This is a genomic window from Opitutaceae bacterium, from assembly GCA_041395105.1.
In the GTDB taxonomy this organism is placed as follows: Bacteria; Verrucomicrobiota; Verrucomicrobiia; order Opitutales; family Opitutaceae; genus B12-G4.
Window position 1 is genome coordinate 1 of record JAWLBB010000009.1, and the last position, 15,203, is coordinate 15,203.

Consider the following 15,203-nt stretch of genomic DNA (forward strand, 5'->3'; position numbering starts at 1 on the left):
CAGATCGTAGTCCGAAAAGTCCGGCGGCAATTCCGATTCGTAAACAACGGCCATGGGCCGCGTCAGGATGAAAGCGCGTTCGCTGCGGATGGATTGAGTGCCGTCGCCGACCACAAAGAACCCGCTGGTTGCTCCGGTGGGGATAGTCACTTCAATCGCGGTCTCGGTGATGGACGCAACGGTCAACGCGGTGCCGTGCAGAGTAACCGTGTAATCACCCTGCGGGTCGAAGCTGTCGCCCCCTATTGTGACCAGGGTACCGACCGGCCCGTGTTGCGGCTCAAGTGCGACCGGCCCGAATCCGACGGCACTACCAGCGGTCGCGAGAGCCAGAATCGCCAGGAATCCGGATCTTTTGCGTGTTGCGACCATGTCCAATCCGGAAAGCGAACCCGCGGCGATAAAGCGACCCCCCTCTTCCCTTCACCGGACGATGATCGTAAACAGCGGGAGGGCAATCCCAAATTCTCAGCCCTGCGTTTCAGACGGAGGAGGTCCTGACGGACGGGATGCGGCCGGCAGGGACCAGAGCATGATCGCCGTGGCGATGTCGACTTTGTTGGCGGCCTGGCCGTAAAGAGAGAGGGCGGAAAAGCTGCGGCGGAGGTGGAGCTCGGAAAGGACCGGATCGTCTTTCACGATGTCCTTGAACCTCCAGAGAGGTACTGAACGGCCACTCGCGGGCCGCGCTTCCAGATCCCACAGGTGCATTGGCCGGATTCAGGTCTCGATTGTCGGAAGCGTCTCCAGCCACTTGAGGTTGAAGCGATAATGCAGGCAGCTGTTCACCAGGTGAATGACGCCGTCCGGGGTCTGCAGGGTGCAGGTGTAACCTCCCGGTTCAGCGTGGGTGGCATCCATCCGGAAAAAGTGATGGTGCCCACCACCGAACATCCGGCGCCCCGGGCCCCCGGGAGTGATCAGCCTCCGGACCGGCCAGGTTTCGCCTTCGTCGTAGGAGACCGCGGCATAGAGCCCGAAACCCGTGTATTCACGGCCGGAGGCGGCCCGAAAGTTCCAGCCCTTCAGACTGACCGAAACCGGCGTGTCCTCGCCCGCCTCGGAAGGGACCGGGGCAATGCGGCTGTGCCCGGTTTGCGTCTGCTCACTGGTGTAGGATACAAAAAGAAGCGGGCCTTCGCGGAGCCGGAGGAGGGACGGCCGTTGGCCGAACCGGATCTTTGGAAACGGACTGCGCGAGTAAGTCCAGCCGGCACCTCCGTCCCGCGACCGGCTGAAAATCAGGTTTCCGTCAATCTCAGCCCGCCGTCCGACCCCGAGAAATGAGCCGTCCCGAAGCCCGACGGCCACCCCGTGCGGGCCCGCAATGGCACCGGCTGTCATTCCCTCCCGGCCAAGATTTTCCAGGTGGTGATTGATTCGCGTCACTTCCGACCAGGACTCGCCCTCGTCGGAACTGCGGTAAAGCGCCGTTGCCCCGCAGTTGCCGGTCAGCGCCGGGTCCGTTTCCCAGTAATCGGCCGGCTGGTAGATGGCACCGTCCGGACCACGGAACATGATCATGTGGGCGGGCTGTCCCGGCCTCACCGTCGGAAGGACCATCCTCGGCTGCGACCAGCTGCGCCCGTTGTCCTCGCTGAAACTCGCCATGACCGGCGCCGTCGACCAGTCGCCCTGTGGCGCCAGGTTGTTCAACCAGATCAGCCGGCCCCGGCCATTATGCCAGAGTGAGGAGCTGCAGAGCTCGCGGTCCGCCGCCACGAAAAACCGCGAAGGTGGATCGTAACGGTCGGCCCCGGCCCGCAGGCGCGCCGCGAGGATCGCAGTAGTGCGGCAACCGTCCCGCGCGGCACTCCACCAAAGGGTGAGGATGTCACCGTTCGGGCACCAGGCGGCCGTCGGGCAGTGATTGGTGGCGTAGAAAGACAGCCCCGGGCGTTCGCTGAGCGGAGGCGGCGTGGCAAACGACAGAATCTCACCGAACCACGGCTGGTCCGGAGGCGGGCCGCCCGACCAGTCGTGAACAGCCTGGACCACGTCACGCTGCCAGAGCGGCTCAACCATCGTCGTCGGTCGGGTCGCGGGCAGGTCGGCACAGACCACCCGGAACCCGATCCGCTCGTGCCGGAAGGCCGCGACCGTGCTGGTCCGGTTCCCGCAACGCAGGATGGCGGGCGGGTCTTCATCGGATCCCCCTCGGACCACCCGGGTCAGGCTGGTCGACGGCCCGACCGGATCCACCAGATCGCCTCCCGGGTAATCTCCATACCCGTCGAGGCACCATTCCTCGACATTGCCGTGCATGTCGTGGAGCCCCCAGGCATTGGGTGGGCATCGCCCGACCCGGCGGGACCGCCGGTCAAGGGCGTCTTCCGCCAGGTCCTGTCCGCCATGGAAGTGGGTGTTCGACCCGGCCCGGCAGGCGTATTCCCATTCCGCCTCCGTCGGGAGGCGATAAGTCCTCCCCTCCCGCGCACTCAGCCATGCGCAGAATGCCGTCGCTTCATCCCAGCTGACCCCACCGACCGCCGCGTCGTCCTCCGGGTTCCACTCCGTCCGGGGATGATCGGGATCATACTGCGCGTACTGCTGGTTGGTGACCTCCGTGGCGGACATCAGGAATGGCCGGGTGATCGTCACCCGGTGAACGGGAGCTTCGTCGGTTTCGCCGCCGGTCAATGCGGCCATCGGCAGCGTTCCACCGGCCGCACCAAGGACCTGATCATGATACTGCTGCCAGGTTCCATCAAAGACGGCCCCGCGCATGAAGGACCCGGCCGCAACCGGCACCAATTCCATGCCCAGTGAATTCTTCATCTTCGAATCCCGATCGAGGAACTCAGACGGTCGACTTCATCCCCAAGGCAGACGGATAAAAACCCGACCGAACAACCGGGCATCAAACCGCCTGCCTGGTTTCATCAGACCACTCATCAACCCGGCCAGAGTCGGGAACAGGAAAACAGACGGCAACCACAAACGACAAAGCCCGACCCCCTGGCCTTGCCCGACCGACAATTCAGGATTCCACGTAATACGGATTCAGCGCGGGGTTGCGCTGGTAGCGGTCATGAACCTCCCGGATATATTCGATCGAGCGTTTGGCGGTCAGATAGCCATCACCGCCCAGGTCGTAAGCTTGCGAGACGATCGGGCCGGTGTAGCCGCGCGACCAGACGAGGCCGAGCGCGGCGGCGATGTCGATGTTGCCGTCGTCGAGCGGACGGGTGCGGAAGGGTTCGGCGGGCTTAGGCCAGCCGTTGAGCAACGCAAAATAGCCGAGACGCTCCATGCCGGGCTGCGCCATGACGTCGTGCAGGTCGGCTACGCCCGGGTGAAAATGCGAGTGAAAAAGTGCGATACCGGGTCTGATCACTTTCGCGCCGCTTTCCTGAATCGCGCGCAGTTGCGCCGCCGGCGTGTCTATCATGAACCAGATGTGGTTGTAGAGATTGCCGCTGAGCCCGCGCAGGGCGAGATGGTCGTCGACTGCCTTCAACATGCGCGCCGTGCGCTCCCAGTGGCGCGCCTCCGCGCGGGAGGAACCGGCATCCCGGTAGTCGGGAGTCGAGCGACCCACAGGGTTGCTCATGATGGTGAAATTGACGAAGGCCTGCGGGTCAATGAGTGCAAGCCGGTCGATGATGCGCCTGGCGCGACTGACCTCGGCGTCGAACGTCGCGCAGTCCTCGTCGGCAATCCCCTTGGACACGACATACATGCCGGCCCGCTTGAGACCGCTGGCCTTGAACGCAGACGACATCTCGCTCCAGGTCCGGTCGTCGTCGGGCTCGGTGGGGTGGAATTCGAAGCCGTCGTAACCGGTGTCGGCCGCGATGGCCAGGCGGGTGCGTATCGGATACTGTCTCCGATGCATCACGAAGTGATTGTTGAAGAGGATGAGTTGGTTGGGGAGGCTCATGGGATGGTGATCCGGCCGGGGTGTCGAGGCTACTGCGCCACGCGCACCGCCTGCCGGGTGCGGGCGGATTCGATCATCGCGTCGTAGACACCGTGGATGCGGAGGTTGTCGGCCAGTGTGTTTGTCGGCTGGCGGTCCTCGATGATGGCGCGACTGAGATCGCGGATTGAATAGAGCATGGTATCGGTCCAGTTGGGCAGCGTGGCCTCGGGCAGGGTCACCGTCTTCAGGTCCTCCGCTCCTTCGTAGGCGTGGAAATGCAGGCCCTGCTTTGCGCCCAACGGTACAAAGCAGGCGTCAAAACCACCCCGGGTGCCGCGAAACTCGATATTGTGCCGGTCGGGGCCGTGCTCGGAGGCGCGCCGCTCCCAATGAATCGTCAGCCCATCGTCGCAAATGATCTCGACCGCCATCCAGCCGTCCACGTCGAGGCAGGGCGGCACGCGTTCGGCAGTCAGCGGGAAATAGTTTCCCTTGGTGGCGAAGACCACGGTCGGACGGAAGTAACGGTCCAGCACATAGCTCAACCAGGCGAGGTCGTAGACGCCCCAATCGAAGGAGATGCCGCCACCGTTTCTCTTCGGATCGTTGCGCCAGGCCGGGAGGACGGTGCCGGGTTTGGCGGCACCGGTGACCTGCTCGAAATGCACGCGATAGAGCGTGCCCAATCGGCCCTCGGCGACGAGCGCCCTGGCGGTGCGCGCCACGCCGCTCTCGTGAAATCGCGAAGCATTGCAGGTGAATTTGAACTTCGGCACGGTCGCATGCACCGCCATCACCGCGCGCACGTCGGCCTGGGTGATGACAAACGGTTTTTCACAGCACACATGCTTGCCGGCCTGCAGCGCCGCGATGCTCATTTCCCTGTGCAGGAAAGGCGGCGTGGCGATGTAGATGGCATCAATCGCCGGATCGTTCAGCAGTTCGCGCCAGTCGGCGACCACCCTGGGCGCCCCGACTGCCGCAGCGATTTTCCGTGCAGCCTCCAGGTCGATATCGGCCACCGCGGTGGCGACGGCATCGCGGCCCTCGGTGAAGGCGGGCACCATGTAACGGGCAATGGCTCCGGCACCGATGATGCCGTAACAGATGGGTTTCATCTTGGGGAGAAGTGAGTGGCCTCAAGAGTGGTCGAGGGGCTCAATGGTGGTCAATACGCAACCGCAAAATACCATGCCGATCAGCGACAGGAGATCGCAATTGGCGCCCCCGACTCCCCCTGGACCGGCAAAGGAATCGGCCCTCTACCCCGGAACCACCCACGGGTTTGAGCGGGCCGAGCCGGAGGACGATGCCGGGATTCCTGGACCCGCCTCTCTTGCGCCGTCCTGTTTCACCGATTCACGAGAGTCCCAAAGACCAGCGAACCACTGCCGTGGCGATGCCTCCCTTGTTGGCCGCCTGGCCGTAAAGGAACAGGGCCGAGAAACTCCGACGCAAATGCAGCTCCGAGAGGACCGGATCGTCTTTCACGATATCCTTGAAGCGACCCGGATAGGTATCCTGGAGCGATGCCCAATAATCGTATACGTTTTCCTTCAGATACTCCTTCCGATCCGCCAGGGCCAGGATCTCCGGGTCGATCAGCGGGTAGGAAAACGGGGTGATCAATGTGCCGTCGGGCAATCGGATGGTATTGCCGAAAACGCCCGCGTTGCGCATCGAATCGGGGGTACAGTCGTCGATTACGATGACATCGCGGCCGAAATCGAAGTCGAGGGAACCGTCCGCCTGTTCATCCACCACAATTCCCTGCAGACCCACCTTGGGGTGGATGGAGCCCGACCCCTCGGGGGGCGTTTCCCGCACCGTGTAGGTGAGCAGGATGCGGTCTTCATCAAGGCTTGTCATCGACGGGTACATGAGGGCGGGGAAACCCACAGCCCGCACCGGGGACCAGGTGCGCCCTTCATCCGGAGAACTGAACAGAACCTCGCCGTCGAAATTATCCAAACCGGTCCTGCCCTTGTATTCAGTATCGTGAGGCAACGGATCGGCGAAACGGGCAAAATCAAAATCCACCCGCGAGAGCATCATCAGGCGTCCCCGGTTCGAATAGAAAGCGACGGCTTCACAAAAGAACGAACGCAAACATCCAACGTAGGCCGAACCATGAACCACCGCCTCCTCCAACCGCCAGGTACGTCCCAGGTCGGAGGACAGGGCCGCCTTATGCCGGGCACCGAGACCGAGCCCCAGCCAGAGCCTGCCGTCCGACAACCGCAGGATATTCCGTGTGCAATCGATACGCTCGTTCTCCCCCGCCCCGGTGACCGCACGGTCGAGAATCGTCGTCGAGAAGGAAGCTCCGCCGTCTTCGGACCGGGCGACAACGACATAGGCGTGATCCCTCGCCGCATAGGGGTCCGGGAACCAGCCGCTCCCATGAACGGTAATCAGGACGAAGAGCACCCCGCCGATGACCGAAACCGAAGGTTCATGACCACCCATGAGTTCCCTGACATGCCGTCCCCTGCCCCAGGTCTTTCCGTCGTCCGTGGAACGGTACAGAACAACATGGGACGACAGCGATCGAGCGGGTGGCTCGACATTCCGGGAAGTATGGACTTCCTCACTGTGTGAATGAGCCACGAACATGACGATTTCGCCGTTGGGCAGCCGACCGATATGCGGCTTGAAGTTGTAGCGTCCCGGCAGGCGGCTGATCCTTCCCGGAAGGGATGAGGGAAGCCGGGTGGGATTGATTACGGACAATTCGTAGGGTTCCACGGTGGGCCATTCCCGTAGAGTGCCTCACCCGGCAGGGCAACCCGGAAAAGGCCGGACGGACCAATCGACAGACACCAGTCGCGCGGGGAGCCTGAAGGAGTCCGGTGAAAAGGTCGGATTGGGCTTAACACTGACGTTTTTGGGAATTAACCTTCCTGTATGGAAAAGAGGATGCTCTCCGTCCTCGTCCTGGTCCCTGTGTTTCTTTTCTCCTGCTCTCCCCGGGAGGCGGGAAGCCTGGATGAGCGGATGCAGTCAATTCTGGACCGGGGGATCGCCCGATACGGGATCCACGGGGTGTCCGCGACGGTGGTCTTTCCGGACGGCACGATCTGGAACGGGGTCAGCGGGGTATCTCACGACGCCGTGAACATCGCGCCCGACATGGTGTTCGCGGTGGGCAGCATCACGAAGAACGTGGTGGCGGCCCTCACCTTGAAGTTGGTGGAGGACGGCATCCTATCCCTGGAAGACCCCCTGTCCCGGTGGCTCCCGGACTACCCCCATGTGGATGGCCGGATCACCCTACGGCAGCTGCTCAACCACACCAGCGGCATCTACATGTATTGGAATAACCAGGACATCTGGGATGCGTTGATGGCGGATCCGGCCCGGGTCTGGCCCCCTGAGGAGGTCCTCGGCTACATCAAGGAGCCCCACTTCAGGCCCGGGGAGGGCTGGGCCTACTCAAACACCAACTACCTGCTGCTGGCCATGATCCTGGAAAAGGCCACTGCCACTTCCTTGCCGGTCCTCCTGAGGCAGCGCCTCTTTGAGCCTTACGGGGTGGCTCCGATCACCCTTTCCCAAGAGGACAACACCCCGGAAAACCAGGCCCATATATACGGGGATGATCTGATGTTTGGCGACGGGGATAAAGATACCACCTTCGCGCCGCGGGCGGCTCACGAGAGCATCGGATTCGGGTCCAACGGGATTTTCACCACCTCGGAAACCCTGGCCCGCTGGGGCCATCGGCTGTTCGGGGGAAAAATCCTGCAACCGGAATCGCTCCAGGCCATGATGGAGATGGTCACCTTTTCGCCGGTCGCCAACATGCGGGCCTACGGACTGGGCGTGCAGGAGTATGACCGCCAGTTTTCCGCCGGGCAGCGGGCGATCGGGCACGGAGGGGGCAATATCGGAACGTCGTCCCATCTGGTCCACTTCCCCGACTCAAACATCACCATCGTGGTCATGATCAACGCCTTTCCCAACCGCGGTCTTGGAGTGATCACCCGAAAACTCATCCGCGTCGTCCTAAGGGACCTCGATGTCATCGGCCCCTTTCCCTATATCGACCCCGCCCGGCTCAAACTGCCCGCGAGCCTGTTTGCCGTATCACTCTCGATCTTCCTTGCTGCTCACTGGTGGAAATGGAGAAGAAAACGCAGGGAGAAGCCGGGGCTGCAGGTTGGTGAGTCCAGGACGAGTAAATCTTGAAAGACGCCGTCAGGGGGTTGTCGGGAGCGGGTTGAGCGCGGGGACTGGCTCCGTCTTGTGAGAGAATCCCCGGGTTCAACATCCAAGGCGGTCTTTCAATTGCTTTTCGAGCTCGTCAATGGCGGGTTGGGCCTGCTCGAAGACATCGGAGACCTTGTCGAAGTCGAGGATGCGGATCCCCACCAGTTCAGGACGGATGTAGATGTCGGGAGGCTTTTCTTCGAGCCGGATGGTCGTGATCCGGTCCACCATGATGTCGAACATACCGAGGATTGCGTCCACCATGCCGGGCGCTTCGCCATCCGTGCTCTTGCGGGTCGGGGCGACATCGATCGCCACGGTGATCCCGCAGTCATCCGGCAGCAGGTCGAACGGCAGGTTGTTGACGATTCCGCCATCCACGAGAACCCGTCCGTCTCGCTCGACCGGCACGAAGACCCCCGGAATCGACATGCTCGCCTTGAGGGCCGGCAGCAATTCACCCGAATCGAAAACTACCGGTTCCCCTGAAAAAAAATCTGTCGCCACCACGCGGAGCGGGATCTGCAGATCTTCGAACGTCTCGGCCGACATCTCGTCGATCAGACGTTCGATCAATCCGTCCGCCTTGAGCAGACCGCTGCCCTCCCAGGACGGACGAACCCCGCCGATCCATTTGAGCAACGCCACTTTTTTGCTGTACGATTCCTTGATGGAATCGCCCGAATCAGAGAAATTGGCCTTCACGATGGCCCGTATGTCCTTGCCCGAAAGTCCGGCGGCGTAAAGCGCGCCGATCAGGGCGCCCATGCTGGTCCCCGCCACCCCGCACGGCCGGATCCCCAGCGTATCGAGCGTCTCGAGCGCCGGGATATGGGCCAGCCCCCGGACACCGCCCCCACCCAACGCTATGCCGACTTTGGGTTTTTTCACGGTAGGCAATCTGGGCTCCGCAAACTGACGACGCAATTCCTCAGATGAAGTCACCCCAGGGAGGAATGACGCGACCGGTCAGCAGTTCAAAATGGTCGTCGGGCCTGGTCTCCAATTCCGATTCTGGGAAAATGTAAAGTATGCTTTACATGTTAAGGATCCTTTACATGTTAAGGCCCCTTTACACGGAAAATCGTTAACCAGAGAGTTGGAACAAAATGAAAAAGAGAGAACCAGAAGTCAGAAACCATCAGAACAGAAAAGTCGTCATGTTCACGGCAATCGGCGTGGCCGCAGGTGCGGCCCTTGGGGCAATCCTCGGCAATGTCGGCCTTTGGGTCGCGTTGGGGTGCTCCTTCGGCTGTGCACTCGGCTTTATCGCGGTCAAGCAATCAGCCCCTTCTGCGGGAAAATGAGCGCCTGCAGGGTGTGAAAGGTAAACGAATATGGATACGCCGAACGAACAGTGCAAACGCTACCGGAGGCAGATGCTCACCTGGGCCATCACCTATTGTCTGGTGACCTTCGCCTCCGTCTATACGCTGAAGAACGCGGGCATCGAAAATCTCGGCCTGCGGACCCTGATCGCGCTGCTGCCCATGCTGCCCGTGGTCTGGGTGGGGATCATCATCCTGCGGTTCATCCGTTCCCTCGATGAGCTGCAACAGAAGATCCAGCTCGAAGCGGTGGTCTTCGCCGCAGTCACGACCGGCCTGCTCACCGGTGCCTATGGCTTTTTGGAAGGGGTGGGCTATCCCGAGTTGGATACGGTCTGGATCCTGCCGATGTTGATGGTCCTGTGGGTGGGCGGACAGGTGCTGGCGCGGAGGCGCTTCCAGTGAAGAACTCCCTTAAGGAACTTCGAACCAAGGAGGGTTGGTCGCAGGCTGCCTTGGGCGAGAAGCTGGGTGTCTCAAGGCAGACCATCATCGCGCTGGAAAACGGGAAGTACGACCCCAGCCTGAAGCTGGCCTTTTCCCTGGCGCGTGTCTTCAAGCGCCGGATCGAGGACATCTTCACCCATGTTTCCGGCGAGGCAGGTTGATTGTCGGTCAGCGGCCAACCTTCGCCACCCATCCCCCGACCCGAACAAGGGTCGGGCCGGACGGCTTTCCGTCCCCCCTAAACCGGCTCAGGCAGGTAGCGGTTGACATCCTCGCGTGGCTCGCCGCGGAGGTGGAAGACTCCGGGCCAGTTCGGATCGGTGACCTTCGTCGAAGCCGCGATGATGCGGATGACAAGATTAAGCCGCCAGTGGGTCGGGGACTTATTGGCGTTCGAGCCGTGGATGATGTTGGGGTGATGCATGGATACATCGCCGGGTTCGAGTTCAAGGTCCACCGCCTTCGACTCGTCTACCAGCGATTCATCCATGCTCGTTCCGAGCAGGCTCTCCCTGTCCCTGCGCTCCCTCAGTGCCTGCAGATCCATGTGCTGCGTTCCGGGAATGACCCGCATGCAGCCGTTGAAGACCTTGGATTCGGTGATCGCCACCCAAAGCGTGCAGACCTCCATCGGGTCAAGCGGCCAGTAGCTGCCGTCCTGATGCCACAACACCTCCATGCTGCTGCCCGGTGACTTGATGATGTATCCGGTCGCAAACAGGGCCAGGTTCGGCCCGAGCGATTCCGCGGCGATGTCGAGCAACGGCTCCTGCCGAACGAGGCGCAGGTAGAACGGATCCTCAAGGTAGAGAGGAATCTGATGGAGTTTCGCAAAAGACAAACCGGGATGCCGAGCGATGGTCGCGTGGACGTGCTGCTCCGCCTCCTGCATCAACTCGCGACTGACAACATTGCGGACGACGACATAGCCGTCCCGCTCGTAGGCGGATCGGATTCGCTTGAGTTGGGTGATCGAGCTCATGGTGCCGGATTGGAATTGGAGGTGCCTGCCTGTCGGGGTGGCGTCAGAGGTGCCGGCCGCCAGGGGGAGGACAGTGGTGCGCCAACCGACCCGTTGGCTGCCGGACGAAACCAGCGGGCAGCGGAGCCGAAGCATGAAACGAAGCACGACGGTGTCCAGCTCGCTCTCGGCTAAACCCCATGGCTTGGTTCAACCCCGCGATTCCGGTATCTGGTCTAGTCCAATCCTGCCAATATTTCCATCAAATAGAAGAGCAAGCGGGCTCAGGTCACGACGTCTCCAGTCCACATCCATCACCTGGAATTCCACGATGGCGTGAGGAGGCTGTCAGTTCGCGCGTTCAACGCGCTCCCGGAATGGCCCCGGGTCATTGGCCCATCCCGGTTGGTTTTTCCACCAGAGCTATGTTTTCCCTGAGATAGGCATCCGATGAAAGGAGGGGTTTCCTGCCACTGGCGGTCATGACATTCTGAACGGCCAATTCCTCGGTCCGGGCGTAGGGGAAGGGCGACTCGGCCGGGTTGCCGTCTCCCGGACTGCCAAAATAGTAGAGCGCACCCTCATGACCCGAGTCATCAATGTCGAGCCCGTCGATGGTTATCCGCCTCGGCATGAAACAAGGGTAGCCGAAGTCATGCTGACCGTCGTTGCGCATATTGAACATGACCAGGTCCGAACCATCGCCGCCCGAAGGAGTCCAGCGGCTGTTGCGAATCTCGACCTCACCTTCCCAGGTGCTCCCGTAATCGCCCCGGAAGCTGATAAAGGACGAGCCGTGCAAGGTGGAATCCTCGACCTTGAGCAGACCTCTGCCGATGGCGTTCAGTCCCATGTAGCCCAAGGTGGACCGCCGGATCACATACGTGCCGGAAACGCCCATATGCGCATCCATCCGGGACAGGGTGCAATCTTCCAACAGGATGTTTTTGCAGAAATTGGTCGCGATGACGCCCCAGCGGGTACGATCCAGAATGTGGTTCATCGAACAGTTGATCATGGTGAAATTCACCACGCTGTTTGCGATGTAGTCGTATGATCCCATGCTGACCGGCTTTCCCGCGCTGCCAATGGTCTGGTAGATCCGGTGACCCGTGGCGAAGCAGTTGCGCAACGTGACGTTGGCGCAATTCCTGACTGAAAGAAACCCCATGTAAGGATGCCCGACGGACGTCTCGCCCACGACGTAGTGGGTCAAGCCGTCCACCTCCGTATTGGAACGCGTGATCAGGATATTCCTGGCCCAGTAGTTGTAGCCCACATCCTGCTTCATGGCGTTGGCAAAAGTGGTGAAGACACCTCCTCGAATCGTCAGCCTCTCTTCATCAATCGGACGGGCCTCGACATCACTGATCTGATCGTATTCCCAGTCAATCGGGCTTGTGATTGAACCGTCGCGCAGCAGGATGAAGCAATCGCGTTGGGACGTCCCGGAATTCTGGTTGAGACCGCGACGGATATACCGTTTGACCGAATCGTTTGTCACGATGACGTGATAATCGTACTCCGACTGCAGTTCGATCCGCTTCTGATCGCGCGTCAGCCGCTCGATGGGCAGCTTCTCCACCGGCAGCAAGGACCGCACTTCAAACAGGGAACGTTTGTGGTCTTCAACCTCCCGATCATCGATCGTGAACCGGGAAGTACTCCAGTCCGTGTCGGTGGCAATGATCGCGGTCAGCGCACTTCTGCCCAGATGGTAGATGGCGTCGGGCCTGGTTCTGACGGGCAATCCATTGGCATTGGCGTGCTCGTGCGCCCGGCAGATCGCGGGCAGGTCGTCATGCACGCCGTCTCCGATGGCGCCAAAACCCTCGTAAGTGACCATGTCTTGCGCACCAGATGAGAGTGCGGGCAGGAAGATTGCAAGGGTCCACAATAGTATCGGTCTCGTCAAATTCTTGAACATCTGTCTCCGGGAGCGGCGGCTTCAGCCGGAATTGCCTCCACCGCGCGGTTATTTGGCCAGTCAAGGGGCCAACGAGGATGCCTGCGGCCCACATGTCGAATAGCCAGGCAAAGCCGGCGAGGTCAATTCCGGAGTTCCCGCGCCGCCGTGCCTGCCTCAAAACGCAACGTCGGGATCTCGGGCACACGCAAACCCGCGGTCTTGCGGCAGGCTGCACGGCGCGCTTCAAGTCAGAGGATTGCCGAACGTCCGCAAATCGGCCGTCCGGGCAGGATCGGCGCCCGGTTGGGGATTCACTAGGGGGTCATTGCTTGACTCTTGACAGATGCGATACCTGATTTGTCAAGAGTCAAGCAATGACCCCTTATCCTTCCCCCATGTGCGGCAGGTTCTTGCACATGCCGCCGCCAACCCCGGCGGATTGCCGCGGTTCCTCCGGGCCGCCATGGAGAAGCTGAGCTGAGGTTGATATCACGTTCTGCCCCGCATCCCGCGAATTCAGGTTGGACCGGCCGGCGTTTACCCCTTCATGATATCCGGACAAGCGACCATGAATCTCCCGACGTCAGACCAGGCCCGCCGGCTGCTTGATGAACATGTCAGCGACGAATACCAGAAGCACCACGCCCTGATGGTGGCCACCGCCATGGATGGGTATGCCCGTCTTCTCGCCGAGGATCCGCATCTGTGGTGGATCACCGGATACCTGCACGACATCGATTTTGAAAAGCACCCCGATACGCATCCGGGCGAGTCGCTTCGCTGGTTTGCCGCATGGGACTATCCGGGGGATCTGATCCACGCCGTGGAGGCGCACGCCTACGGCTTTAATGGATACACCACGCTACCCCGAACGAATCTCGCCGCCGGCCTTCTCGCCTGCGACGAAATCTGCGGTATCTTCTATGCCTATCGGAAGATGAATCCCGTGCCCTACGGGGAGATGAAGGCGAAATCCATCTGGAAGAAAATCAAGGACAAGTCCTTCGCCGCCAAAGTCGACCGAAACACCATTGACCTCGGCTGTGAACATCTGGGCGTCCCCGTCCAGGGCCACATCCAGAATCTGATCCACTTTTTCGAAAAACTCGGCTAGTGTGAAGTCGGAGAAGCCGCTGCACAGGTACCGCGGCAATCCATGCCTGTCTGCACGAACCGGCCTGCCGGCACCCTTCAGACGAACCAGCCCCAGGATCGGACTTGCGCTCGGCCCAGGCCATCCACAGAGTGACTCAGGATCTGCCAGGGGGTCATTGCTTGACTCTTGACAATAGCGAGGGCTCATCTGTCAAGAGTCAAGCAATGACCCCTTCTCCCTCCCTCACAAGACTCAACCCCAAACCCCACATCCACCATGCGCGCAGCCGTCGTTGAAGAATTCAAAAAGCCACTGAAAATCTGGAAGGATTGGAAGGACCCGGAGGTTGGTCCCGACGACGTTCTGGTCAAGGTCCGGGCCAACGGGATCTGCCGTTCCGACTGGCACCTGTGGCAAGGGGACTGGGCGTGGCTCGGATTCTCCCCGCCACTGCCGGTTGTCCTCGGCCACGAATCGGCCGGTGAGGTCGAGGAGGTTGGAGCAAACGTCCGGAACTTCCGCAAGGGCGACCGGGTTGTCTTCCCCTTCGGGCAGGCCTGCGGGAGTTGCCCCCAGTGTGCCCAGGGTGACCAGCACGTTTGCGAAAACCTGAGCCTGTCGATGTTCCGCGGGGCGGGCGGATTCGGGGAGTACTCGATTGTGTCCCACGGGGACGTGAACCTGGTCCCGCTGCCCGAATCGCTGTCGTTTGTCGAAGGCGCGGCGCTTGGCTGCCGCTTCATGACGGCTTTCCGTGGAGTCGCCGTTCAGGCCAGAATACGCGCAGGCGATTGGGTCGCGGTGTTTGGATGTGGCGGCGTCGGGCTCGCTGCCGTTGATATTGCCAGCGCTCTCGGGGCGAACGTGATCGCCGTCTCACGTGGTCGGGAGAAACTCGACAAGGCCCTTGAACTGGGCGCGGTTCACACCATTACCGCCGGCGAGAACACGGTCCAGGAAATCCAGGAATACACCAAGGGCGGGGTCCACGCCGCCATCGAGTGCCTCGGCACCGCTGCCACCTGGATGCCGTCCATTCTCTCGCTGCGCACCGGCGGTCGTCTCGTCCGGCTTGGCATGACCGGGGAGGACGAGAAGGGAATACTGCCGGTTCCGGCGGACCTGATAGCCCTGAAGGAACTGACCATCGTCGGTTCCATGGGGATGCAGGCCCGTTGCTACCCGGCGATGCTGCGCATGGTCGAATCCGGCCAGATCAAACCGGCCTCGCTTGTCACCACCAAAGTCTCGCTCGACCAGGTCAGCGGTGTTCTCGAGGCGATGTCCAACTTCAACACCCTGGGCTACACGGTGTTGACGATGGACTGAGCGGAAGAAGCCCAACGGATCTCAAGGGGTCATTGCTTGACTCTTGACAGATGAGG

The 15,203-nt window shown here is 61.3% G+C and carries 15 protein-coding genes; 6 read left to right on the forward strand and 9 right to left on the reverse strand.

Annotation, left to right across the window (positions count from 1 at the left end; all coding sequences use genetic code 11):
- The 6 genes from R3F07_18580 to R3F07_18605 form a co-directional block, all read right to left on the reverse strand.
- Positions 1-372: IPT/TIG domain-containing protein (locus tag R3F07_18580; GenBank protein MEZ5278395.1), on the reverse strand; the 372-nt coding region annotated here is incomplete at its 3' end.
- A 96-nt stretch (positions 373-468) separates the two neighbouring features.
- Positions 469-639 carry a hypothetical protein gene (locus R3F07_18585; protein MEZ5278396.1) on the reverse strand — a complete coding sequence of 57 codons (171 nt, stop codon included), beginning with the start codon at positions 637-639 and terminating at the stop codon, positions 469-471.
- An 81-nt stretch (positions 640-720) separates the two neighbouring features.
- Positions 721-2,778, reverse strand: coding sequence for an SUMF1/EgtB/PvdO family nonheme iron enzyme (locus tag R3F07_18590; protein ID MEZ5278397.1), 2,058 nt, complete (start codon positions 2,776-2,778; stop codon positions 721-723).
- 202 nt (positions 2,779-2,980) lie between these two features.
- Positions 2,981-3,883: a TIM barrel protein gene (locus R3F07_18595; protein ID MEZ5278398.1), complete on the reverse strand. Its 903-nt coding sequence runs from the start codon at positions 3,881-3,883 to the stop codon at positions 2,981-2,983.
- Between the two features lie 29 nt (positions 3,884-3,912).
- Complete coding sequence (locus R3F07_18600) at positions 3,913-4,983, reverse strand: Gfo/Idh/MocA family oxidoreductase (GenBank protein MEZ5278399.1); 1,071 nt, start codon at positions 4,981-4,983, stop codon at positions 3,913-3,915.
- A 241-nt stretch (positions 4,984-5,224) separates the two neighbouring features.
- Positions 5,225-6,613, reverse strand: a complete 1,389-nt coding sequence (locus tag R3F07_18605; GenBank protein ID MEZ5278400.1) for a sialidase family protein — start codon at positions 6,611-6,613, stop codon at positions 5,225-5,227.
- A 159-nt stretch (positions 6,614-6,772) separates the two neighbouring features.
- Here R3F07_18605 and R3F07_18610 point away from each other — a divergent pair, with 159 nt between their 5' ends.
- Positions 6,773-8,056: a serine hydrolase domain-containing protein gene (locus R3F07_18610; GenBank protein ID MEZ5278401.1), complete on the forward strand. Its 1,284-nt coding sequence runs from the start codon at positions 6,773-6,775 to the stop codon at positions 8,054-8,056.
- Positions 8,057-8,131: 75 nt separating this feature from the next.
- On the opposite strand, the gene R3F07_18615 is transcribed toward R3F07_18610, so the two are convergent.
- A complete protein-coding gene (locus tag R3F07_18615) occupies positions 8,132-8,968 on the reverse strand; it encodes a patatin-like phospholipase family protein (GenBank protein MEZ5278402.1) in 837 nt (278 codons plus the stop codon).
- A gap of 218 nt (positions 8,969-9,186) precedes the next feature.
- Here R3F07_18615 and R3F07_18620 point away from each other — a divergent pair, with 218 nt between their 5' ends.
- From R3F07_18620 to R3F07_18630, 3 genes are read left to right on the forward strand one after another with little or no spacing between them, the layout of a single operon-like run.
- Complete coding sequence (locus R3F07_18620; GenBank protein ID MEZ5278403.1) at positions 9,187-9,384, forward strand: hypothetical protein; 198 nt, start codon at positions 9,187-9,189, stop codon at positions 9,382-9,384.
- Between the two features lie 30 nt (positions 9,385-9,414).
- Positions 9,415-9,810 (forward strand): hypothetical protein, encoded by a 396-nt coding sequence (locus R3F07_18625; GenBank protein MEZ5278404.1) that lies wholly within the window; start codon positions 9,415-9,417, stop codon positions 9,808-9,810.
- Entirely contained in the window at positions 9,807-10,013 is a 207-nt protein-coding gene (locus R3F07_18630; protein MEZ5278405.1) for a helix-turn-helix transcriptional regulator, read from the forward strand. Before R3F07_18625 ends, R3F07_18630 begins: the two co-directional genes overlap by 4 nt.
- Before the next feature lie 77 nt (positions 10,014-10,090).
- On the opposite strand, the gene R3F07_18635 is transcribed toward R3F07_18630, so the two are convergent.
- Both R3F07_18635 and R3F07_18640 read right to left on the reverse strand, forming a co-directional pair.
- Entirely contained in the window at positions 10,091-10,969 is an 879-nt protein-coding gene (locus tag R3F07_18635; protein MEZ5278406.1) for a phytanoyl-CoA dioxygenase family protein, read from the reverse strand.
- Between the two features lie 232 nt (positions 10,970-11,201).
- Positions 11,202-12,659 (reverse strand): hypothetical protein, encoded by a 1,458-nt coding sequence (locus tag R3F07_18640; GenBank protein MEZ5278407.1) that lies wholly within the window; start codon positions 12,657-12,659, stop codon positions 11,202-11,204.
- A 631-nt stretch (positions 12,660-13,290) separates the two neighbouring features.
- On the opposite strand from R3F07_18640, the gene R3F07_18645 reads away from it, so the two are divergent.
- Positions 13,291-13,836 (forward strand): hypothetical protein, encoded by a 546-nt coding sequence (locus R3F07_18645; protein MEZ5278408.1) that lies wholly within the window; start codon positions 13,291-13,293, stop codon positions 13,834-13,836.
- A gap of 258 nt (positions 13,837-14,094) precedes the next feature.
- Entirely contained in the window at positions 14,095-15,147 is a 1,053-nt protein-coding gene (locus tag R3F07_18650) for an alcohol dehydrogenase catalytic domain-containing protein (protein ID MEZ5278409.1), read from the forward strand.
- Positions 15,148-15,203: the final 56 nt, after the last annotated feature.